The 22,665-nt window shown below is 68.5% G+C and carries 21 protein-coding genes; 11 read left to right on the top strand and 10 right to left on the bottom strand.

Features of this window, described 5'->3' with window-relative positions; all coding sequences use genetic code 11:
* Positions 1-463: 463 nt before the first annotated feature.
* On the bottom strand, positions 464-1,072 hold the full coding sequence (locus C464_RS10850; RefSeq protein WP_006113744.1) for an NYN domain-containing protein: 609 nt from the start codon (positions 1,070-1,072) through the stop codon (positions 464-466).
* A 210-nt stretch (positions 1,073-1,282) separates the two neighbouring features.
* Here C464_RS10850 and C464_RS10845 point away from each other — a divergent pair, with 210 nt between their 5' ends.
* The 3 genes from C464_RS10845 (at position 1,283) to C464_RS10835 (ending at position 3,293) form a co-directional block, all read left to right on the top strand.
* The gene (locus tag C464_RS10845; protein WP_006113743.1) at positions 1,283-1,534 is read left to right on the top strand and encodes a hypothetical protein; all 252 of its coding nucleotides are present in this window, start codon (positions 1,283-1,285) and stop codon (positions 1,532-1,534) included.
* A gap of 113 nt (positions 1,535-1,647) precedes the next feature.
* On the top strand, positions 1,648-2,826 hold the full coding sequence (locus C464_RS10840) for an inorganic phosphate transporter (protein WP_006113742.1): 1,179 nt from the start codon (positions 1,648-1,650) through the stop codon (positions 2,824-2,826).
* A gap of 38 nt (positions 2,827-2,864) precedes the next feature.
* Complete coding sequence (locus C464_RS10835) at positions 2,865-3,293, top strand: universal stress protein (protein WP_006113741.1); 429 nt, start codon at positions 2,865-2,867, stop codon at positions 3,291-3,293.
* Positions 3,294-3,323: 30 nt separating this feature from the next.
* Here the strand turns inward: C464_RS10835 and ilvD are convergent, their stop codons facing one another.
* Positions 3,324-5,111, bottom strand: coding sequence for a dihydroxy-acid dehydratase (ilvD, locus tag C464_RS10830; protein ID WP_006113740.1), 1,788 nt, complete (start codon positions 5,109-5,111; stop codon positions 3,324-3,326).
* A 305-nt stretch (positions 5,112-5,416) separates the two neighbouring features.
* Positions 5,417-6,217 carry a TrmB family transcriptional regulator gene (locus tag C464_RS10825; RefSeq protein WP_006113739.1) on the bottom strand — a complete coding sequence of 267 codons (801 nt, stop codon included), beginning with the start codon at positions 6,215-6,217 and terminating at the stop codon, positions 5,417-5,419.
* Between the two features lie 380 nt (positions 6,218-6,597).
* On the opposite strand from C464_RS10825, the gene C464_RS10820 reads away from it, so the two are divergent.
* On the top strand, positions 6,598-7,395 hold the full coding sequence (locus C464_RS10820) for a TrmB family transcriptional regulator (protein WP_006113738.1): 798 nt from the start codon (positions 6,598-6,600) through the stop codon (positions 7,393-7,395).
* 83 nt (positions 7,396-7,478) lie between these two features.
* Positions 7,479-7,715: a HalOD1 output domain-containing protein gene (locus C464_RS10815; RefSeq protein WP_152420930.1), complete on the top strand. Its 237-nt coding sequence runs from the start codon at positions 7,479-7,481 to the stop codon at positions 7,713-7,715.
* A gap of 393 nt (positions 7,716-8,108) precedes the next feature.
* Here the strand turns inward: C464_RS10815 and C464_RS18965 are convergent, their stop codons facing one another.
* The 6 genes from C464_RS18965 to C464_RS10790 form a co-directional block, all read right to left on the bottom strand.
* Complete coding sequence (locus C464_RS18965; protein WP_161781676.1) at positions 8,109-8,285, bottom strand: DUF7511 domain-containing protein; 177 nt, start codon at positions 8,283-8,285, stop codon at positions 8,109-8,111.
* Between the two features lie 83 nt (positions 8,286-8,368).
* Positions 8,369-8,674 carry a HalOD1 output domain-containing protein gene (locus C464_RS10810; RefSeq protein ID WP_006113735.1) on the bottom strand — a complete coding sequence of 102 codons (306 nt, stop codon included), beginning with the start codon at positions 8,672-8,674 and terminating at the stop codon, positions 8,369-8,371.
* Between the two features lie 176 nt (positions 8,675-8,850).
* Positions 8,851-9,162 (bottom strand): HalOD1 output domain-containing protein, encoded by a 312-nt coding sequence (locus C464_RS10805; protein ID WP_049911077.1) that lies wholly within the window; start codon positions 9,160-9,162, stop codon positions 8,851-8,853.
* A 70-nt stretch (positions 9,163-9,232) separates the two neighbouring features.
* Positions 9,233-9,496, bottom strand: a complete 264-nt coding sequence (locus C464_RS10800; RefSeq protein WP_049911075.1) for a HalOD1 output domain-containing protein — start codon at positions 9,494-9,496, stop codon at positions 9,233-9,235.
* 185 nt (positions 9,497-9,681) lie between these two features.
* Positions 9,682-10,236, bottom strand: a complete 555-nt coding sequence (locus C464_RS10795) for a DUF7344 domain-containing protein (protein WP_006113732.1) — start codon at positions 10,234-10,236, stop codon at positions 9,682-9,684.
* Positions 10,237-10,422: 186 nt separating this feature from the next.
* Positions 10,423-11,004, bottom strand: a complete 582-nt coding sequence (locus C464_RS10790; RefSeq protein ID WP_006113730.1) for a DUF7344 domain-containing protein — start codon at positions 11,002-11,004, stop codon at positions 10,423-10,425.
* 516 nt (positions 11,005-11,520) lie between these two features.
* Between C464_RS10790 and glmS the strand changes: the two genes are divergently transcribed.
* Entirely contained in the window at positions 11,521-13,335 is a 1,815-nt protein-coding gene (gene glmS / locus C464_RS10785; protein WP_006113729.1) for a glutamine--fructose-6-phosphate transaminase (isomerizing), read from the top strand.
* Positions 13,336-13,346: 11 nt separating this feature from the next.
* On the opposite strand, the gene C464_RS10780 is transcribed toward glmS, so the two are convergent.
* A complete protein-coding gene (locus C464_RS10780; protein WP_006113728.1) occupies positions 13,347-14,333 on the bottom strand; it encodes a glycosyltransferase family 2 protein in 987 nt (328 codons plus the stop codon).
* Between the two features lie 166 nt (positions 14,334-14,499).
* On the opposite strand from C464_RS10780, the gene C464_RS10775 reads away from it, so the two are divergent.
* The 5 genes from C464_RS10775 (at position 14,500) to C464_RS10750 (ending at position 22,226) form a co-directional block, all read left to right on the top strand.
* A complete protein-coding gene (locus C464_RS10775; RefSeq protein WP_006113727.1) occupies positions 14,500-16,050 on the top strand; it encodes a lipopolysaccharide biosynthesis protein in 1,551 nt (516 codons plus the stop codon).
* 60 nt (positions 16,051-16,110) lie between these two features.
* Entirely contained in the window at positions 16,111-17,283 is a 1,173-nt protein-coding gene (locus C464_RS10770) for an FG-GAP repeat domain-containing protein (RefSeq protein ID WP_006113726.1), read from the top strand.
* Entirely contained in the window at positions 17,280-18,554 is a 1,275-nt protein-coding gene (locus tag C464_RS10765) for an alginate lyase family protein (protein WP_006113725.1), read from the top strand. The genes C464_RS10770 and C464_RS10765 overlap by 4 nt, the downstream gene beginning before the upstream one ends.
* A gap of 116 nt (positions 18,555-18,670) precedes the next feature.
* On the top strand, positions 18,671-20,275 hold the full coding sequence (locus C464_RS10760) for an alkaline phosphatase family protein (RefSeq protein ID WP_006113724.1): 1,605 nt from the start codon (positions 18,671-18,673) through the stop codon (positions 20,273-20,275).
* A gap of 955 nt (positions 20,276-21,230) precedes the next feature.
* A complete protein-coding gene (locus tag C464_RS10750) occupies positions 21,231-22,226 on the top strand; it encodes a hypothetical protein (protein ID WP_006113722.1) in 996 nt (331 codons plus the stop codon).
* Positions 22,227-22,665: the final 439 nt, after the last annotated feature.

Genomic DNA, 22,665 nt, shown 5'->3' with positions numbered 1-22,665 from the left:
GTACTTAACTGACGGAGATCGGTCGACACGGCCAGTTATAAACCCGGCGCGGTCGGCGCGCGCCGCCGAGCGGCCGCCAGCGGCGGCCGCGAGGGGCGCGTGCGAGGGACGCGGTGAGCGCTCGGAGAGCGCGAACCGCGAGGTCGGGGAGGTCTGCGGTGCGGTCGCTGTGCGGGACGGGACTCGAAGAGGCAGCCGTGAGGCGGACGCAGGCGTTCACGTGAGCGGAGCTCTCGTGAGCCGATCAGAACGCTGCGCGTTCCGCTGACGAACTGAGGACCGCAGGGAGCGAGCGAAGCGAGCGACTGAGAACCGCTGCGAGCGCGCGCCTCGGGGCTGCGGCTTCGGAGCGTGCCGTCGATCCGTCATCGGCCACGTATAAATGACAAACTGAGCCGTCAGAAGCACTCACCGCGGCGCCCCCGTTCGCTTATAAATAGCCGCCGACGGCGTCGATCGATCGCTACCGCGTCGCGGCCGATCCGGCGTCCGTCTCGCCGGGGTCACTTTCGGTCACGTCGTCCTCGTCGCCGTCGAGCGTCACGGAGCCGTTCGCGGCGTTGCGGAGCGCGTCCGAGCGCCCGAACTCGCCGGGCGCGATGGCGAGCGTCCGGATCCCGTAGCCGTTGGCCGTCTCCACGACCGGCTTGAAGTCCGTGTCGCGGGAGGCGATCGCGAGCGTATTCATCCGCCCCTCGGCCGCGAGTCGGGCGGCGTCGACCGCGAGCTTCACGTCGACGTCGCCGCTCGTGATCACGACCTCGAAGCCGCGCGCCTCCGCGGCCTGGATCAGCCCCGGCGTCGCGTGCTCGTCGAGGTACAGGCGGGTCGCCACCAGCGGCCCCTCGGCCTCGGCCGCCAGCCGCACGTCGTCGAGGTCGACGTCGAACTCCTCGCGCAACACGTTGGGGCCGTCGACGAACAGCGCGACCCCGTCCGCGTCCGGATCCGTCTCGCCGTCGGCGCGCGGCTCGTCGTCCGGATCCGTCTCGCCGTCCACGTGCGTCTCGACGTCGGCGGTCGTCCCACCGTCAGCGGTCGTCTCGCTCTTCGGCCCGTCGCCTCGGTCCATGGGCCGCCTTCGCCGTCGCGGGAGATATGTATGGTGATTCGCGGGTGCGGTCGAGCGGACGACGGCGGACCGCTACCACGGCGAGCGACGGCCCGCCGGCCTCGCGACCGTTCGGCGATTCAAGACCTTATATCGATATTACGTCTTGGCTGACGACCGTAGTGAATATACGGAGGCTTGAAGTAGGATGTCCAGCTATAACCAGATAAGATGTCGAAATCAAACGCGTACACCGTCATTTCCGCACAGAACGATCACGAATGTACCACGGTACGTGCACATCCCCGCAACGAGACGTACCACATCGTCGACTACGCCGACGAGGACGCCCGCGAGCGCGTCGCGGACCTGCCGGTCGGTTCGGTCGTCCGGATGGAACTGTCCCGCGCGGGTCGTCGCAGCAACGTCTGGTGCGCCGAGTCGGTCAAACCGGCACAGACCGACGGCGGCGAGCGTCGGTAAGGGAGTCCGCGGCCCGACGATACCGCGACGCGGCGGTCACCGCCCGGGACGCCGCCGGAAGCCGGCCGACGGTTGCGACACATATTTGCGACCGATGAGAGTAGGCCCGGGCGATGGTCGAGACGTTGCTCGCGGTCGGGATCGTCGCCTCGGTGTTCGTCGGCTTCAACATCGGCGGGTCCTCTACCGGCATCGCGTGGGGACCGCCGGTTGGGGCCGGCATCGTGACGAAGACGACCGCCGCGGCCCTCATGACGGTGTTCGTCTTCCTCGGCGGGTGGACCGTCGGCCGGAACGTGATGGACACGCTGAGCGGCGGGATCGTCACGGGTGAACTCCCCCTTTCGGCGGGCGTCGCCGTCCTGTTTTTCATCGGCTTCGGGATCCTCATCGCGAACGTCTTCGGCGTCCCGGTGCCGACCTCGATGACGACCGTCGGGGCGATCGCCGGGCTCGGCCTGGCGACCGACACGCTGAACTACGCCACGGTCTCCCGGATCGTCTCGTGGTGGATCGTCACGCCGATCATCGGGTTCTGGATCGGCCTCGTGATCGGGCGCTACGTCTACCCGGCGGTGAACCGACGCGTACATATCGAGAAGTCGCCCGGGCCGCTGCTGCGCCTCGACCGCGACGGCGGGATGCCGACCCCCGCGCTCGGCCCGAACACGACGCGGACGGAGCTGGCGAGCACGGTCGTCGTCCTCGTGATCGGGTGTTACATGGCGTTCAGCGCCGGCGCGAGCAACGTGCCGAACGCCGCCGCGCCGCTGGTCAGCGGCGTCGGCGGGCTCCCCGACGACACCGCTATCGGGATCGCGACGCTCGCGATCGGGGTCGGCGGCTTCACTATCGCCCGCCGGACGATGGAGTCCGTCGGCGGCGAACTCAGCGACATCCCCCTGCTCGCCGCCCTCTTCGTGATGGCGACCGCTTCGACGATCACGACGGTGCTGTCGGCGCTCGGGATCCCGATCAGCCTGGTCATGGGCACGGTGATGACGATCGTCGGCATCGGGTGGGGGCGCGCGACGCGCCCGGTCACCGTCCGGGAGGCGGTCACTCGCAACACGGGCGAAAACGAGATCGTCACCGGTGCGATAACCGTCTCTGAGGAAGAAGAGGAGCGGTCCGCGCCGATCGGCGAGGCGGAGCCGGAGGCGGTCCTGAACGCGGGGGACCTGTTCAACCCCCGCGCGATCCTCAAGTACGTCTCGATGTGGATCATCGGTCCGTCGGTGTCGACCCTGTTGGCGTACGCGTTCTTCGTCCTCGTACCCGGAGTCGCCTGACGGGAGCAGTTAGGTGGCTCGCCGCCCATTGGGCCGGCATGGTCGAACGCATTCTCGTCCCGATGGACGACTCGGAACACGCCGAAGCGGCCCTCGAATACGCGTTAGATAGCTTCCCGGACGCCGACATCACCGTCCTCCACGTCGTCGGCGCGCCGTCGATGATGATGGGTGAGGCGACGTCGCTCGCGCTCGCGGACGACTTCGAGGCGGCGGTAGAAGAGCGGGCGGAGGCCGTCTTCGAGCGCGCCCGCGGACTGACGGCCGACCGCGACCGGGAGATAGCGACGGTCGCCGGGGTGGGTCATCCGGCCCGCAACATCATCGACCGCGCCGGGGAGTACGACACGGTCGTGATCGGCGCGCACGGGGCCGACCGAGGCCGCGCGACGCGGCGCTTCCTCGTCGGCAACGTGGCCGAGACCGTCTCGAAGCGCGCCCCCGTACCCGTGGTGCTCGTCCGCTGAGGGACGACTCCTCGCGACCGCGCCGCGACCTCAGTCCCGCGTGAGCCGCGGGTTCGTCACCGCGCCCTCCGCGGCCGAGGCGAAGTCCCGGCCGTACTTCGCGAGGATACCGCCCTCGTAGGGTGGTTCGGGGGCCTCCCACGCCTCGCGGCGCTCGGCGAGCTCCTCCTCGGAGAGGTCCACCGTCAGGTCGCGTTCGGGGATGTCGACGGTGACGTGGTCGCCATCCTCGATCAGCCCGATCGGGCCGCCGACGGCGGCCTCGGGGGCGACGTGGCCGATCATCGGGCCGCGGGTCCCGCCCGAGAACCGGCCGTCAGTGAGCAGCGCCACGTCGTCCTCGTGGCCCGCGCCGACGACGGCGGCGGTGACGCCGAGCATTTCGCGCATGCCGGGGCCGCCGCGGGGGCCCTCGTTGCGGATGACGATCACGTCGTCGGACTCGATCTCGCCCGACTGGACGTACTCCATCGCGTCCTCCTCGTTCTCGAACACGCGGGCGGGGCCCTCGTGGTAGAACTCGTCGTCGCCGGTCACCTTCAGCACCGAGCCGTCCGGCGCGAGGTTCCCGTCGAGGATCTTGATCGCGCCCTCCTCCTCCTTCGGGTCGTCGACGGTGTAGAGGAAGTCGGCCTCGATGTCCTCGTCGTCCGGCAGCGCGCCGGACGCTTCCAGTTCGGCGATCTCCTCGGCGAGCGTCCGGCCCGTCACGGTCATCGCGTCGCCGTGGAGCAGGTCGGCCTCCAGCAGCCGGCGGAGCACGACCGGCACGCCGCCGATCTCGTGGAGGTCGTTCATGACGCGGCTCCCGCCGGGCTGGAGGTTCGCGATCTTCGGGGTGCGCCGCGAGATCTCGTCGAAGTCCTCGATGGAGAGGTCGACGTCGGCCTCGGCCGCGAGCGCGAGCAGGTGGAGGACCGCGTTCGTCGAGCCGCCCATCGCGGTCTGGGCCGCGATCGCGTTCTCGAACGACTCCCGCGAGAGGATGTCGGAGGGACGGCGGTCGTTCGCGATACAGTCCATCGCCAGCTCGCCGGCGCGCGCCGCGACCGCGTAGCGCTCCTCGTCCTCGGCGGGCGGGGAGGCCGAGCCGAGGGGTGCGAGCCCGAGCGCCTCCGAGAGCGACGCCATCGTGTTCGCGGTGAACATGCCGCCGCAGGAGCCCGCGCCGGGGCAGGCGTGCCGCTCCAGCTCGTCGAGCTCGTCGGCGTCCATGTCGCCCTGCGCGTACGTGCCGACGCCCTCGAACACCTGGACGATCGTCACGTCGCGCCCGTCGTGTTGCCCGGGCATGATCGAGCCGCCGTAGAGGAAGACGCTGGGGAGGTCCGTCCGGATGGCGGCCATCATCATCCCGGGGAGGTTCTTGTCGCAGCCCGCGACGGTCACGAGGGCGTCCATGCGTTCCCCGAACGAGACGAGCTCGACGGAGTCGGCGATGACCTCCCGCGAGATCAGGCTCGCCTTCATCCCCTCCGTCCCCATCGAGATGGCGTCGGAGATGGTGATCGTCCCGAACTCGATGGGCATCCCGCCTGCGGCGTCGATGCCGTCGAGCGCGGCGTCCGCCACGTCGTCGAGGTGGACGTTACACGGCGTGATGTCGGCCGCCGGGTTCGGCACGCCGACGATCGGCGACGAGAGGTCCTCGTCGTCGAACCCCATCGCGCGGAACATCGCGCGGTGCGGGGCCTTGTCCGGCCCCTCGGTCACCTCGCGGCTCGGCAGGTCCGCGTCTTTCGCCCCGGCGAACCGCTCCGTGTCTTCCCGGCGACGCCGGCGCTCCTCGTCGTCGGACCGCGACTGCTGTTCGCTCATACCCGACCCTGTCGCTCGGGGGTATTAAACGGCCGCAACGGGGCGATGGTTGCTCGGCGGGCGAACGAGTTCGGGAGTGGCCCGCGGAACGTCGCCCGCGACAACCGGGTTCGACCGACCGGTGCTCGCGGCGTCCCGAAGCGTCAGCCGTCCGCCGCGGCATCGCGCCTCCTTCCCGTCGACTTTCGCGCTCGTGCCCTCGACGGTCGAGACGGCGGCCGCTGTCGCCGGCAGCGCCCGTTCAGGCGGAGTACGCGATTCGGTGGGACTCTGAACGGCCATCTCGGCGGCGACGGTACGGAGTCCTACCGCGGGTCGCGGTCGGGGATCAGCCCCTGCGCCATGAGTCGCCGAGCGATCACGACGAGGCCGTTCCCGAACCCCTCGCCGAAGATCGCCTGCTCCTCTTTGTTGTCGGGGATGATCGAACTCACGAGGATCGTCGAGCGGTCGATCAGGAGGAGCCGGCCGATCGCCGCCTCGTCCTCGATCATGTCGTGGCCGTGTAACCACTCGAGCCCCGAGACGAACGTCTCGGCCCCCGGGACGGCCGTTTGGAACTCCTCTCGAAGCGACTCGGACAAGGTCCCGACGACCAGATCGATGTTCCCCTCGACCCCGTTGAGCGCCTCGACGAGGTCGTCGGTCAGGAGCGACCCGTCGCCGATGACGAGGACGATCTCCTCGTCCGCCGCGGCGATGAGCTGATCCGTTCGGTTCTCGATCGCGTCTCGACCGGCCATCGCCCAGATCTCCTGCACCGGAGACTCCTCGACGTCGTCCACGGTGTCGACCGTGGCGAGCGCGCTCTGCAGCCGTCCCACGCGCTCCTCGTACTGGTCGCGAAGCGTCTCGGTCGCCTCCTCCAGCGGAACCGCCCGGAACTGCTGCGGGCTCGAGTGCTGGATTTCGACCAACCCCTGCGCCTCCAGCACTCGTATCGCGTCGTACACCCGCGTCCGCGGGACCTCCGTGATCTCGCTGAGTTTCTTCGCGGTCCCGGTGTTGAGCCGAGCCAATCCGACGAAGCATCGGGCCTCGTACTCCTTTAATCCGAGTTGCTTGAGGATCTCGATCGCTTCCTCGACGTTTTTTGATTTATCCATGTGTCCCACCCTCTCGGGATCTCCCGGAATTCGTCTACGCGTTCACCCCGGGGACGGATATGTATTGTCACTTCTAGGATAACGACGAAAGCCGTTCGCGACGCCGTCCGCTCGGTACGGAATCGAGGGCGGGTTTCGGGCGGCCACCGTCCTTGATCGTTGTGAGGCTCGCAGTGACTACTTACTCGGAGCGCGGTCAGCCCTTCGAACGCTGTCACGTATATGCGGAGTGAGTAATTCAGTTAATCACAAAAAAGGTAACCGGCTGGGAACCCTCGCTATCCTCACGCAGACCAGTTGAGTGACCCACCGAACCACTGCGTAGCCGGTTCGGTCACCTCGCTCCGAGGCGACCGGCCGTTCGAAACTCAACGACATCGATGAACGACGAGCCAACAGCGGACCCACAATCCACAGCCGTCGAGCAGCTAACGGAGTTCGGACTGACGGAGTACGCCGCCCGGACGTTCGTCGCGCTCTCCGCGCTGGAGTCGGGGACTGCCAGGGACGTGAGTCGCGTGTCGTCGGTCCCGCGGACGCGGGTGTACGACGCGATAGACGAACTCCGCGACAGGGGACTCGTCGACGTCCTCCAGTCGTCGCCGAAACGATTCCGTGCGATATCGGCCGAAACCGCGGGTCGGACGCTCGAACACGAGCTTCGACACCGCGTCGGCCTCCTCCAGACCGCGCTGAGCGAACTCGGACCCGCCGAACGGGGAACCCGACAGCAGGGCGTCTGGACGGTCGACGGACGCCAGGCGGTCTCGAAGCGGGTCGTCGAGTTCGTCGCGGACGCGGACGAGGAGATCGTCTTCGTGACCGTCGACGACCTCCTCACCGACGAGGTGATAGACGGGCTGAGCGACGCCGCGGCGCGCGGCGTCTCGGTCAGACTCGGCGGCGTCTCGGCGACCGTCCGAGAGCGCATCCGAGACGACGTCCCCGAGGCGTCGACGTTCGAGCCCCTATGGGTCTGGTCGGACGCGGCGGCGGGCCGACTGCTGGTGATCGACGGTCGGAAGACGCTCGTCAGCGCGCTCGTCGGCGGTGCGGACGCGTCCCCGTCCGAGCCGCGATCGGAGACGGCCGTCTGGGGGCAAGGCGAAACGAACAGCCTCTCCGTCGTGCTACAGGCGATATTCACTGGGAACTCGGCGGCCGAGGGCGCGGAGTGACCGACGGGCCGTGCGCCACGCCCTCGAACCAGAGGCCCGGTGGACGGACAAACTTTTGATTATAACCAACGAAGTAGCTGGACGTGACCCCCCCGCTCAGCGGACAGATAGTGAGGGCTCTCGCCGACGTCGAATCGGTGGAACCAGACGAACTCGACATCTCCATCGAGAACCACGTCTCCACCGACGCGGTCCGCGGCCTCGCGACCCACGACAGCGACTCGTGGCGTCTCCTGTTCGAGACGCCGGATCACGTCGTCGAGGTCACGGGAACCGAACGGATCTTCGTCGACGGTGAGCAGGTCCGACCGCCCCGGTAAACGCCGACCTTCGACTCCGAACGACGATGTTACTCGTCGTCGGGAACGAGCATCTCGGGGTCTCGTTTGTACTTCGGGGCCGACACGAACGTCGCGATTCGCCGCTCGTCGTCTTCCGTGATGGAACTTTCCATACCCGGTCGTTAAGCCGAGGTAACTTGAGTAATTAGACCGTTCCGGACGGTAGCCGGCGAATACTCGGCTTCGATGGCAGGGGCCGGGAGCTGTCGCGGATCCGCGTGCGGGAGCGAGAGGGGTACGCGGCGGGTATCGGTCGGGTCGGTGCTCCCGTGCCCGGTCGGATCGGCGGTCGCGACCCGTCGGACGGAGCGGTGTCGGTCTTCGGGCCCGAAACGGAGAAAGGGCGGTCGGCTCGGCGTCCCGAGCGCGCGGTCACCGCATGGAGGCCGCCGAGCAGTAGGCCTCCTCCCGAGCGGTGATCCACGCGGTCGTCCGGCGGTCGTCGTCGACGTCCCTCGGGAATATCGTACATTCGGTCGTCCGCTTGTCGTCCCCGACGACGGCCGCTTCGAACGCCTCGTATCGCGGAGTCGGTGAGTCCGTGTCCATCGGATACGAACGAACCCGCGGCGAGCGGTATTGTTATGAACGTCCTACGCGCAGAGGAAGCGGCGCTCGGTGAGATATCGAAGCTACTGTGCCGAGTCGACGTCCGGTCTCACGACGACCTCACCGTCGCCCGAGACGGTCACCTCGCAGTCGGCGAACGCGAACGTGAGAGACGGGTCGGCGTCGCTCGAACGGAACAGCGAGTCCATCGCGTCCGAGTCGACGACGCCGTAGAGCTGCGGAAGCGCCAGCGGTTCGCGGCCGGTCGCGTCCGACACCACTTCGACCACGCCGGTGCTCGGTGGCGTTGATTCCCAGTCGAACGTCTCTCGGAACTCGCGGCTCCCGGTGGCTATCTGCTTAGAGAAGTCTCGGTCCGGTTCGCTCATTTGGTTACCTTCGATATGTGAAACGCGCCCCTAAATCTTGTGAATTCGAACAATGTCGGCCGTAACACGACGGGATCGCCGTTTTTCGGGGACCGGGCGGCGACGGGGACGGCGTGATCGGCCCTTCGCACACGCCTATCGAAGTCGTGTTACTCGCCTGTCGTGAACCTCGCTCGTCACCCGTCGGTGCCGTCCCGAACCGGTCTGCGGACGACGACCTCTCCGGTGGCGTGGACAGAGACGAACCGTTCGGCGAGGCGAAACGAGACCCTGGTTCCGTCACCCGGCCGGTCACTCCCGTCCGTTCGGAAGATGGCGTCCAACGCGTCGGGGTCGATGCGGTCGTACAGCGGGCCGAACGAGGTCGAACTACCGTTCACCTGGTCCGCGACGACCTCGACGACGGCGTCCGACGGCCTCGTGAGCGACCAGTCGTAGCGCTCGTGTGCCTCCACCGTTTTACTGGTTACCGCGTCGGTCCGCTCCATACGCGTCGCAGCGAGCCCCGGCGTATAAATTTGTTGTGATTATACAGGTGAAACGGGACGCTCAGGGGGCTCACACGCGTGCGTCCGTCGGACCATCCTCGTGAATCCGTTCCGGACAGACGTAGACGGTGGAGTCGTCGTAGACGAACACGGTCATCCCGGCGTACGAGAACGCGACCGTTACGTCGTGCGAGGAGTCCCCCGTCATCACCGCGTCGAGCCCGTCGGTGTCGATCGCGTCCGACAGGGGCGGGAGCGCGTCCACTGGTTCGCCGAGCGCGTCGGAGACGGTCTCGCTCACCGTCACACAGATCTCCTTGCGAGCCCCACTCATAGACGGACGCACGCCCCGGAAATAATTAATAATACTGTACATATTCGAATCCCATCGTGCTTACTCGAACCGCCCCGTTCGTGTGTCTGCCCTTACATTTATGACAGCTGAAAGTTACCGGCGTCACGAACGGGGGCGCGCGTCACCGCCGCCGAGACCGATCCCCGTGACCGCCTCCCGACGCCTCACTGGTCGTATCGGCTCAGTTCGACGGGGACCGGCTCCGTACGGTTCTGGGCCTGCCAGTACTGCCAGACGACCGAGAGGGAGAACACGACCACTATCGCGACGCCCAACACCGGCAACGGGACGGCGCCGAAGACGGGGGCGCTCAGCGCCGACAGGGACAGTGCGGTCGCCCCGATGACCGTGAGCAGGAGGTAGTGGAAGCGCCACGGGTACGTCGGCCGGTCCTCGGTCGTGAGGTACTCGTCGATGTCGTCGGCTCTGTCTGCGAGCCGGACGGTTCCGCCGTCCTTGTCGTACTCGATGGTGTTCATCTCCGCCATCTTCGGGAGGTGCGTCTGATACAGCGACACGTAGACGCGCTTGCGCTGTTGGCTGGTCAGCTCGTCCGCCGGGACGTCGTTCTCCATCGCCGCGATCTCCGTGGCGAGCTCCTGTACGTCGACTGCTCCGCCGTTCGTCCGGAGGTAGTACAACACCATGCGGCGCCGGTGGTTGCTCAGTAGCTCGAAGACGCCGTCGGGCGACAGCGGATCCGCTTCGGCAGAACTCATCGCCAGGAGTATCGGTCCCGTCCGTTGGTCCTGTCTCCCTTCATACCAGTTTCTTTCGCAAACGGGACATAGTTATGGACCGGCTTATCCGCACTTAGGACGCTCCTAATGGGCGTTTCCACCGCGGCCGCGTCTCTCAAAAAAACCGCGCGCCCGGCCGGAAAGACGGGGGACGCCGGTACGCCGTCACGCGAAGTATCGGAACGCGGACACGCCGACGAGCGCTCCGACGAGGAGGGCGGTCACCACCTGTAGCGTCACGTTCGACCCGATCGCCCCGAGGACGACGGGAACGACGAGGACGGCGGCGGCGGCGAGCGAGAGCATCGAGTGGTACCGCGTCCAGTCGGAGTCCTCCGCCTCGACGTCGGCGGAGAGGTAGCGCTCGAAGAGATCTGTGTGCTCCGCGGTCGCGATCCGTCCGCGCGGCTTGTTGTACGAGACCGCGCCGTAGTCGTCCATCTTCGGTAGGTGGCACTGATAGAGACCGACGTACACGCGCTTGCGTTCCTGCGAGGTGATCTGTTTGACGTCCTTGCCCGTCTCGCGCGCGGCGATCGCCTCGGCCAGTTCATCCAACGTCACCTCCTCCTCGCCCTCCAGCAGGTACCGGAGCACGCGCCTGCGTCGCTTGTTCTTCAGGATCTCGAACAGCTGATCGAACCCGATCTGGGCCCGCTCGATCTCCGCAGGCTCGACCTCCGAACCGGCGGGCTCCGGTCCCGGAGACTCCGGGTCGCCCGCTTTCGCCCCCGGCTTGGCGATCATCGCACACCACCCTCCCGACCTGTCACAGAATCACTTGTTTTCGTCTCTTTGTCGTTCATTATTCTCGGATTAGTTTTGGTTTGTGTCACTTCTTCGGCTGGTCAGGAGATGACTGTTCTTATCGGATTCATTCATGTCGCCTACTTAACTCTACTACATCTTCACAGAATGGTTGTGTATTGAATAATTGAGAAAACGCCGTCGTTACCGCGTCATGCGGGAGAAAACACTCTTAAATGAACCGACAGTTTTTGCTCTCGGTTCCACCTGCGCGCGACGACACCGTCGTCCGCGTCCAAACCGACGTGACGGCCGCTACGGGGCGATACAGGCGGGACGACCGATCGGCGGTACCAGCAACTTACCGGTACCGGGCGGGGAAATCCGGTCTATAACAAAGTACTCCTCTCGGAATGGGGTGGGCATGGAGATCGATCCCGCAGCGACCACGATCGGTGCGTTCCGCCGACGCGGGACGCCGAGCGCGGACGACGAGGGCGACGGGGTGGTGGCGTAATGTGCGGCATCGTGGCCCGGATCGGAGAGAGCGACGACGCGGTCGAAGAGCTGGTCGCGGGGCTGGACAACCTCGAGTACCGCGGTTACGACTCGGCCGGGGTCGCCGTCCAGAGCGGCTGCGACGTGGACGTTCGCAAGCGTGCGGGCGGCATCGACGGCCTCCGGAACGCGCTCGCGACGGACCCCGCGAACGGGTCCGTCGGGATCGGTCACACGCGGTGGAGCACCCACGGGCCCCCGACCGACGACAACGCGCACCCGCACACGGACTGTGGGGGCGGCGTCGCCGTCGTTCACAACGGGATCATCGAGAACTACCAAGAGCTCCGCAGCGAGCTCTCTCGGGCGGGGCACGTCTTCGAGAGCGACACGGACACCGAAGTCATCCCGCACCTCATCGAGTCGGCGGTCGCGGACGGGGCCGCCCCGGCGACGGCGTTCCGCGCGGCTGTCGACCGGATCGAGGGCAGCTACGCCGTCGCCGCGGTCGTCGGCGGCAGGGAGGCGGTGTACGCGGCCCGGAAGGACTCGCCGCTGGTGGTCGGCGCGGGCGATTCGACGCAGTACCTCGCGAGCGACGTGCCCGCCTTCCTGGAGTTCACCGACCGCGTGGCGTACCTCGAAGACGGTGACGTCGTCCGGGTCACGCCGACCGGCTTCACGGTCACCGACGAGCGCGGCGAGCGCGTCCGCCGCGCGACCGAGACCGTCGAGTGGGACCCGAAAGACACCGGCAAGGGCGAGTACGAACACTACATGCTCAAGGAGATCAGCGAGCAGCCGACCGCCCTCGGGCGGTCCGTCAGCGGTCGGACTGACTCGGCCCGCGGGGAGGTCACCCTCGACGGGTTCCCGCCCGGCGCCTTCGACGGGATCGAACGGGTCCACCTCGTCGCGATGGGGACTTCGTATCACGCGGCGATGTACACGGAATCGCTCCTGGCGCGCCGGGGCGTTCCCGCACGCGCGTACATGTCCTCCGAATACGCGGGGTCCCCGCCCCCCGAGGAGGACGGGACGCTCGTGATAGCGATCTCGCAGAGCGGCGAGACCGCGGACACGATCGCGGCCGTCAGGGCCGCCCGCGCGGAGCGGACGATGGTGGCGACGAACGTCGTCGGCTCGTCGCTGACGAGGGAGTGCGACGACACGCTCCTGGTCCGCGCCGGCCCGGAGATCGGCGTCGCCGCGACGAAGTCCTTCTCCTCACAGGTCGCGACGCTGTCGCTGCTCTCGGAGCGGATCCGCCGAGACGTGATCGGCGAGCCGTCGCCGGACGCAGAAGAGTTCCTGTCCGCGTTGACGGACCTGCCCGACCACGTCCGGCAGGTCGTCGAGAGCGACGCGGCCGAGCGGGTCGCCGACGCGTTCGCCGACTCGGAGTCGTACTTCTTCATCGGGCGCGGTCCGGGTCACGCGGTCGCGCTGGAGGGGGCGCTGAAGTTCAAGGAGATCACCTACGAGCACGCCGAGGGGTTCACCGCCGCCGAGCTGAAACACGGTCCGCTCGCGCTCGTTACGGAGGAGACGCCGGTGTTCGCGGTGTTCAACGGCGGGGCGGACGACACGGAGACGCTCGGCAACGCCACGGAGATCCGGGCGCGCGGCGGCCCGGTCGTCGCGGTGGCGAGCGGGGAGACCCCCGACCTCGAAGAGACTGCGGACCGCGTCCTGTCGGTGCCGTCGACGCACCCGGAACTCGTCGGGGTCCTCGCCAACGTCCAGCTCCAGCTCGTCGCGTACCACGCCGCCAAGCGCCGGGGGCGGTCCATCGACAAGCCGCGCAACCTCGCGAAGAGCGTCACGGTCTGAGGGCCGCGCGGTCAGTCGCGTCCTCCCTCGTCCGTCCGGTCCGAGCCGACGCGAGCCCCCGACGACGCCGAGGACTCCGTCGCGGTCCGCCGGCTCGCGAGCGACTCGTAGGTCCGCCGGAGGCGTCGCACGCCCCGCCACGCCGTCGCTCCGCCGAGCGAGAGTAGCAGGTAGATCCACGTCCGTCGCTGTCGGGGCCGGTGACGGAGCGAGCGCGCCAGCCAGCGACGCGCCTCCCCGTAGCGCCCGTTCTTCATCGCGGTCGCGCCGACCTTCCGCGAGAGCGACGCGACGAACATCCCCTCGCAGCCGGAGCCGTACTCGGCGGCCCGCTCCCGGTGCGCGTCGAGGAACCGCGGATAGGCGACGTCGCGGGCGGCCTCGAAGTCGTCGGTGAGTTGGTCATACTCTCCGAACCCCCGCTCGACCAGTTCGGCGGGCACCGGCCTGAACCGTCCGTGCTCCGAGAGTCGAACGTACCACTCGCGGTCCTCCCAGATCGGGAGCCCCTCGTCGAACGCCCCCGCGTCGGCTATCGCCGCCCGCCGCACCATGACCGTCGAGGTCGGCGCGCACGCGGCCCCGCGGAGGAGCGCCTCGGTGACGTCGCCGGACAGCGAGGGGGAGCGCCCGCCGACGCGCTCGCCGTCGCGCACGGCGAACTGTCCGGTGTAAACGACGGCGACGCCGGGCTCGAACGCCGCCACCTGCCGCTCGATCTTCTCGGGGAGCCACCTGTCGTCGTCGTCGAGGAACGCGACGTACTCCCCGTTCGCGGCGCGGATCCCGATGTTCCGCGCGGCGCCCGGTCCCTCGCCGTCGTCGCGGCGGTACGTGACCGGCCGGTCCCCGGCGAGGCGACGCACGAGCGACTCGACCGGCTCCCCGGAGCCGTCGACGACGACGAGTTCGAGGTTCGGGTACGTCTGCGTCCGGACGCTGGCGAGCGCGTCCTCGAGTTTCCCCGGCCGGTCGCGGGTTATGACGACCGCGCTCACTAGGGGCCGGTCCGGTGGCTCCATCGGATGGAAGTGCCCCCGAAGCGGTATTGTTAGGACGGTCGTTACGGCGGTTCGCCCGCGTCGAGCCCCGCCGCGACCGCGCGGCAGTCGGGGCGGGACGCGAGTAGCGTCGCCGCCGCCGACCGGTAACGCGTACATAACAATGCCCGAAACACGGCTCTCCCGAGACGAGACCACGCTCCACACCATGTCCGTTCTCTCCTCGTTTCGTCGACTCCTCGTCCGCCTGACTCCGGGCGGCGATCTCACCGAACAGACGGTAAAAAGCGGTATCTGGGCCACGATCACGAACATCCTCGACCGCGCCCTCCAGCTGCTGATGATCGCGATCCTCGCCCGGATGCTCACGCCGGCCGACTTCGGCCTGCTCGGTATCGCCCTGCTGACGCTGACGGCGTTCAAACGCTTCTCTAACATCGGGTTCGACCAGGCGCTCATCCAGAAGGCGTCCGGCAACGTCGACGACTACCTCAACACCTACTGGAGCATCGAGATCCTCCGCGGCCTCCTGTTGGCCGGGATCCTCGTACTCGTCGCGCCCTTCGTCGCCGGGTTCTTCGACGAACCGCGCGCGACCCCGATCCTCCGGGTTATCGCGCTCACGCCGCTGCTCCTCGGGTTGCGGAACCCCGGCATCGTCTACTTCAAAAAGAACCTCGAGTTCCACAAGCAGTTCGTCTACACGATGAGCGGGTCGGTGACGAACTTCGTCGTCGCGCTCGCCGTCGCGCTCGCGACGCAGAGCGTCTGGGCGCTCGTGCTCGGCTACGTCGCCTCCGACGCCGCCCGCACGCTGTCGTCGTACGCGGTCCACGGTTATCGCCCGTGGCCGGACTTCGACCTCGACATCGCCCGCGACCTGTTCGGGTTCGGGAAGTGGATCACCGGCTCGGAGAGCATCTACTTCCTCATCAATCAGGGCGACGACGCGGTCATCGGGTGGCTGCTGTCGGCCGCGTCGCTCGGGCTGTATCAGGTCGCCTACCAGTTCGCCAAGGCGCCGGCGACGGAGATCTCGCAGATCATCTCGAGCGTCGCCTATCCGGCCTACTCGAAGCTCCAAGACGACATCCCCGCCCTCCGGTCGGCGTTCTACCGAACGCTCCAGGTGACGATGGTGATCGCCTTTCCCGCCTCGGTCGGCATCGCGACGGTCGCCCCCACCTTCGTCGAGGCCGTCTTCGGCACCGACTGGCTGCCCATGGTGCCGGTGATGCAGCTGGTCGCGGTGTACGGGCTCCTCATCGCGCTCGGGTCCGCGTACTCCCCGGTGTGGAAGGCCCTCGGTCGCCCGGACTATATGGCGAAGATCGGCGCCTTCCGGCTCGTGTTGACCGCGATACTGATCGTCCCCGCCACCCGCGAGTTCGGGATCGTCGGGGCCGCCGCTGCCGTCCTCGGCGTCTACGTCTTCCCGGTGATGCCCATCGACGTGTACCTCGTGATCGACTCGGTCGAGACGAGCCTCGGCCGGCTGCTCCGAGAGATGTCGTACCCGGCCATCGCGAGCCTCCTGATGGGCGGCGTCGTCCTCTGGCTACAGGCGACGCTGTCGCTCCGGTGGGTGTTCCTCGAGCTGGTCGTCCTCGTCGCGGTCGGGGGCGCCGTGTACGGGGCCGCCGTCCTGGTGCTGGAGACGCAACTGAACTGGGAGCTCCGCGAGACGCTCCGGAACTTCGCCGGAGCGATCTGACCGCCGAGCCGGCGGCGTAAGCGATCGATAACAAAGCCGCCCACCGCGCAGAGTGGATCCATGCAGACACAGCGACCCCGCTTTCGCCACGAGGTCATCGACCCTACCCCCCCGACGACGAAGCTCGGGATCTGCCTGACGACCGACCTCACCGGCAACGGGCGTCCGGACGTCATCGTCGGCGGGACCGGCCCGGAGACGAAGCTGTTCGTGGGCGGCGGCCGGACTCGACTCCCGAGCGTGGAGGGGATCAAGCGGGCGGCGGGGCTCGCCGGCCCGACGCTGTTCTGGTACGAGAACCCCGGCTGGGAGCGGCACGCGATCGCCGACGTTCCCCAGCTCGGGATCGGCTGCGCGCTCGGCGACGTCGACGGCGACGGCCGGGTCGACGTCCTCGCCGGACAGGGCATCCACTACAACGGAGTGTACTGGTTCGAACAGCCGGCTGACCCGCGGTCGCGGTGGGAGCCGCACCTGGTGACCGAGCGCTTCGAGAAGTATCACGACCTCGCCTTCGGCGACGTGGACGACGACGGCGAGCCCGAGGTGGTCGGGCTGTCGCAGCGGTCCGGGGCGGTGTTCTACTACGACGTCCCCGCCGACCCGACCGGCGGCCCCTGGCCCGACGAGAACTGTCACGTCGTCGACGGCGACAGCGACGCCGAGGGCGTGTGGATCGGCGACGTCGACGGGGACGGTCGGACCGAACTCGTGGTCGGCACGGACGTCTACCGGCGTCGCGAGGGGACTCACGAGTGGGCCCGCGAACCGATCGCCACCGGTTGGGACGACGTCCGCGTCGCGGTCGGCGACGTCGACGGCGACGGCGAACGCGAGGTCGTGCTGGCGGAGGGTGACTCCCCCACGTACGGCACTCACCCCGGCCGAGTCGGGGTGTTCGACCGTCGAGATGACGGCTGGGCGGAGACCGTGCTCGCCGACGACCTGTTCTGTCCGCATACGCTCCAGCTCGCCGACTTCGACGGGAACGGGCGACTCGACGTGTACGCGGCGGAGATGAGCCTCGGCGAGAACGAGGTCCCGCGCCACTACCTGTTCAGGAACGAGGGCGACGGTCGGTTCGAGCGGACCGTCGTCGCGGAGGGGGTCGAGACTCACGAGGCCGAGGCGGTCGACCTCTCGGGGAACGGCCTCCCGGACGTGGTCGGGAAGTCGTACACGCCGGACCACCACGTCGACGTCTGGCACAACGAGGGGGGCGGCGAACGGTGACGCGCCGCCGGTCGTCCCGACCGAGCGGCCGTGCGGCGGCGGGCGTCGGGCGCGACGACGGGACGAGCCGGCGCGACGTCCTGCGAAGCGCGGCGTCACTCGGGCTCGCCGGGGTCCTCGCCGGCTGCGCCGCCGAGTCGGACCCGGAGAACTCCGGGGCACCGCGGGAGACGCGGGCGGACCCCGCCGTGTACGCCGGGTTCCTCGACGGCAACGAGGTCGTCGCGATCCGCGAGCGAGTGGAGAACGACGAGGAGCCGTGGAAAACCGCCTACGACGCCCAGATCCGTGACGCGAACCGGGCCGTGGCGGCGACGCCGTCGAGCGTCGTCGACGACGGGTCTCCCCCGGGCGTCGACGAGCATCGGTTCGCCACGGGCGAAGACCGACCCGACTACCGAGCCGCTATCGAGATGGGAACGTGGGTCCGGGACCTGGGAATCGGATACGTCTTCACCGGTCGGGAGCGGTTCGCCAGCGCGGCGATCCGGCTGCTCGAACACTGGTTCCTCGCCCCCGAGACGCGGATGTACCCCTCCGGTCGGAACTTCGGCGAGACGTACTTCTCCATCGAACTCCACATTACGCTGCCGACGCTCATCTACGGCGCCGCGCTCGTCCGCGACTCCCCCCGCTGGTCGACCGTCGAAGCGGACCGAGAGGAACTGCGCGCGTGGGTCGAGACGTACCTCGCGGACCTCGAGGACGGCCGGGGAAAACAGCGGTACACCGGCGTGGTGAAGAACAACATCTACGCCTGGTGGATCCTCGCGAGGGCGACCGCGGCGGCGTACCTCGACGACCGCGACGCGCTGACGCGCGCGTTCGACGACTGGCGCGCGCACGCCCTCGACCAACTCGAACCGAGCGGCCTCCTGAAACACGAGCGGCAGCGGGTCGACGGTCTGGAGTACTCGGTGTACGGACTGAAGGCGCTCGCGTTCACCGCGGAGATCGCCCGGCACTACGGCGTCGACCTCTACGGCTACGCCCTCCCCGGCGACGACGTGAGCGCGCTGCTGCGGGCCTTCGAGGGCAATCGCCCGTACGTCACCGACGCGGCGGAGTGGGAGTGGGGCACCGGCGAGAACGGATACACCGACGCGGACCGAACGGCGGCGGGTTCGGTGTACGAACTCGCCCACTCTCGGTGGGATCGGTCCGAGTTCCGGGCGGTGGTCGAGTCGATCGGACGACCGCTGTACGACCGGCGGATCCTCGGGTGGACGACGCTGACGCACGCCGATCGGTTCGCACTCGACATCGACTGAGACCGGTCGCGGGTCGCGTTCTCAAGCGGTAATCGCGCCTTACTCGGGTACGGCAGCCATAACAAACCGGGTACCTCCACAAACAGAGGCAAGATGATTCGGATCGAGCGGCGTCGATGGGGGCGGTCCCGGTGAGCGACGACGGCGACCGCGCGTTCGTTCTCGGACTCGACGGCGTCCCGTGGCCGCTCATCCGCCCGTGGATCGAAGCGGGCGACCTCCCCGCGTTCGCCGAACTCGTCGGGGATGGGGCCGCCGGTCCGCTCCGGAGCACGACCCCCGCGAACACCCCGGTCGCGTGGCCCTCCATCGCGACCGGCACCTGGCCCGACAGACACGGCCTCTACGAGTTCATGAAACTGGAGAGCGACTACAGCCAACGGCCATACGACCGCGAGGACCTCCGACGGCCGCCGCTGTGGGAGCTGCTCTCGCCCGCCGTCGTCGCGAACGTACCGATGACCTACCCGGCGGGCGGGGTCGGCGAGGACGGGGCGATGGTCGCCGGGATGATGACGCACTCGACCGACGCGGCGGGGTTCACGCAGCCGCCGGAACTGGCCGCGGAGATCCGCGACCGGATCCCGGCGTACCGGGTCGGCCTCAAGTGGCACGAGTACGGCGAGGACCGACGCGACGAGTTCCTCGCGGACTTCGCGTCGCTGTTCGAGGCGCGCCGCGAGCTGTTGCGGTCGCTCATGGAGCGGGAGGACTGGCGGCTGTTCTTCTTCACGTTCACGGCGCCCGACAGGCTTCAGCACCTGATCTGGGACGAGGAGGTGATACTGAAGCACTACCGGGAGCTGGACGCGGTCCTCGCCGAGGTGATGCGCTACTGCGACCGACTCGGCGCGACGCTGTACGTCGTCTCGGACCACGGGTTCGGGCCGATCTCGCGGGTCGTCAACGTCAACCGGGCGCTGGCGGACGCGGGGCTGTTGACGCCGAAGCGCTCGACCGGGGCCCGAGGCGTGCTCTCGCGCGTCGGAGTGTCGAAGTCGGTCGTGTTGAACGCGTTAGCACGGATCGGCATCGACGACGAGACGCTCGTCGAGCGGCTCCCGGCGTCGGTCGTCGACAGCGTCGCGCGGGCGGTGCCCGGCGACCACGCCCTCTACGACGTCGACTCCGAGCGAACGCGGGCGTTCCTCCACGGGCTCGGCAGCGTCTACGTCAACGACACCGCCCGGTTCGACGAGGGGGCCGTCGACCCCGACGAGCGCGACCGTGTCAAAGCGGCGGTGATGACCGCGCTCAGGAGGCTGACCGACCCCGAGACCGGCGAGCGGGTGCTCTCGGTCCACGACGGCGACGAGGTCAACCCGGAAGACGAGTTCGCCCCCGACGTGGTCGTCGAGGGCGTCGAGGGGTATCACGTCAAGCCCGGGCTCGCGGACGAGGCCGTCACCGACGCCGACGGTATCGCCGGCTACCACCGCCCGGAGGGCGTCCTCTTCGCCCGCGGCCCCTCGATAGCGGCCGACGTCGCGGTCGAGGGAGCGACGGTCGTCGACGTGGCGCCGACGCTGCTCCACGGGCTCGGCGAGCCCGTTCCCGCCGCCGCCCAGGGACGCGTGCTGACGGAGCTGTTCGAGCCCGGGTCGCCGCCGGCGACGCGGGAGGTGTTCGAACGGGACCACGGCTCCTCGGACGCGGCGACGAACGGTCGCGGGAGCGACGAGGCGGTCGAAGAGCGCCTGCGCGGCCTCGGCTACCTATGACGGCGGGTCCGGGCGACGGCAGTCGGTCCGCCGACGGCGACGACTCGGACGACGGCGGGTCGAGCCGGACCGACGGCTCGCGCGGAGCCGGCGACCGGTCCGGAGCCCGTGGCAGGCGCCCGTATCTCGGGGCGCTCGGCGCCGCGATGGCCTCGGCGGCCGGCTGCCTCGGCCTCGGGTCGGACGAGGCGGCGACGGACGAGCCCGCCGACCCGGACGGGGACGACGATCCGTCGGGGGACGAGCCCAACGACGGATCCGGGGGCGAAGACCGCGGAACGCGTCACGGGATCGAGTTCGATCGGGTGCTGGACGCGGTCGACGACCTCGGCCTCGACCCGACCGGGAGCGACGCGGTGAACGCCTGGCTCGAGGACGCGCTCTCGGACGGGACGCTGGTCCGGTTCCCCGAGGGCGAGTACGCCTTCGACGGCGAGCTCGTCATCAGCGCCGACCGCGTCGGCGTGCTCGGCGAGGGCGACGTGCGGTTCGTCCCCCCGGACGGCTACACCCGGTTCCTGTTCAACTACGACCCGGTGCCGGACGACGTGCTCATCAAGGGCGTCGACGTCGACATCCGGGCGGACGACACGACGACGGGAATTCGGCTCCGGTGCCGGAACCGCTTCCACATCGAGGACGTCGAGTTCCTCGGTCGCGGGGCGAGCGAGTCCGAAGGCGGAACGACGAGCGCCTTCGTCCTCGCGATCCGCGACGAGGACGGACGGGGTGTCCTGCGGGACGCGGTGGCGAAGAAGGGCTCCCGGATAGACGGGTACGAGGGAGGCAACGGGCGGATCGGCGTGTGGGTCGGCTGGTCGAACAAGGGAACCGTCCGCATCGAGGGGGGCGACTTCCGCGAGTTCGGCAACAACGGCACCTACACCTCTCGGACGCCCGGCCAGGTAGAAATCGTCGATTGCTACNGTACGCGAGGGGCAACGGGCGGATCGGCGTGTGGGTCGGCTGGTCGAACAAGGGAACCGTCCGCATCGAGGGGTGCGACTTCCGCGAGTTCGGCAACAACGGCACCTACACCTCTCGGACGCCCGGCCAGGTAGAAATCGTCGATTGCTACTTCCTCAACAACAACGCCGCGGGCGCACGCATCGGCGGGGCCGGGAGCTACGTCGAGGACAGTACCGTCGAGATCGACCTCGACAAGTACACCGGCGGCCCGGTGGACACCTCGACCGAGTTCAACACGCGGGCGATCGTCGTCGAACAGGGCGTCCAGCGCCGGGGTGCGCCGCCGCTCCCGGGGGGCGCGGAGATCCGCGGCTGCACGCTCTTGGCTCGCTCTTCCCCGCGGTCGCAGTCGGTCGTCGAACAGTCGCCGGTGGCGCGGAGCCTCGTCGTCCGCGACACGGAGATCCGGTGTGACATCGACGGGACGCCGGCGGTGCGCCGCGGCCCGGTGGGGGCGCTCCCGTACCGCCCGGACCGGCGGCGCCCGCCGCCGCCGCACTGGACGAAGCTACAGAACGTCACCGTCGACGGGGACGCGGCCGGCGGCGTCGCGGTCGACCTCAGGCTGGCGCCCGAATCGGCCGTGATCGACTGCGACATCCACTGCCCGGGAGCGGATCGGGACGGTGTGCTCTTAGATCTCTCGCCGCGGAGCACGGTGAGCGGGAGCACGATCCGGACGGACGGCCACCCGATCGTCGTCGACGCCGACCTGACGACGCCGCTCGACGATCACCTCCTGTGTCTCGGCGCGGACACGGTCTTGGAACGGTTCGGCGACGACGGGTCCGGCGTCGAGCTCACGACGGCCGTGCCCGCTCTTCAGGCGCTCGCCCGCAGCACCGAGTCCGAGCGCGTCTGCCTCGGGCTCGGACCCACGTCGTCCCTCCCGAGCGCCGAGTCGGTCTCGAACTCCCTCCGGATCAGCGTCGACGTGCTGGAGGACGACGTGCCGATCGGTCGGGTCCTCGATCGACCCTGACGCTCGGTCGCGTCTGTCCGCGCGCCAGCCGACCCCCGATCACGGGCCACGACGATCTGTCCACCGTTTCGGCCGGTAAGGACCTCCTACCGACAGTACTCTTCAGTTATCGTATTTATGCTGTAAAATCATGAAAGTAAGATCTTCCTACGGTGAGATGAACCGCATCGTCACCAATCGGGAGGCTTCTGGTAACCAAGCGAATCTATCCGCACGCACCCGGCTAGTTACTGGCGAAAACGAATATCACAGTAACTCCGGAATGCGCGGATATGTCCAAGAAACGGACACCCGACGACGAGTCAGTAGATACCGATTACCATGATGATCAATCAGTAGGGTCCGGCTACGAGTCCGAAACGGGAGCAGCCGACGGACGCGAGGGCGAGACGGAGGAGAACGACGACGCGTCGCTGCTCGACCGGCGCGGCTACCTGAA

The sequence above is a fragment of the Halorubrum coriense DSM 10284 genome (genome assembly GCF_000337035.1).
Lineage (GTDB): Archaea > Halobacteriota > Halobacteria > Halobacteriales > Haloferacaceae > Halorubrum > Halorubrum coriense.
This window is presented reverse-complemented; position numbering and strand designations above follow the sequence as displayed.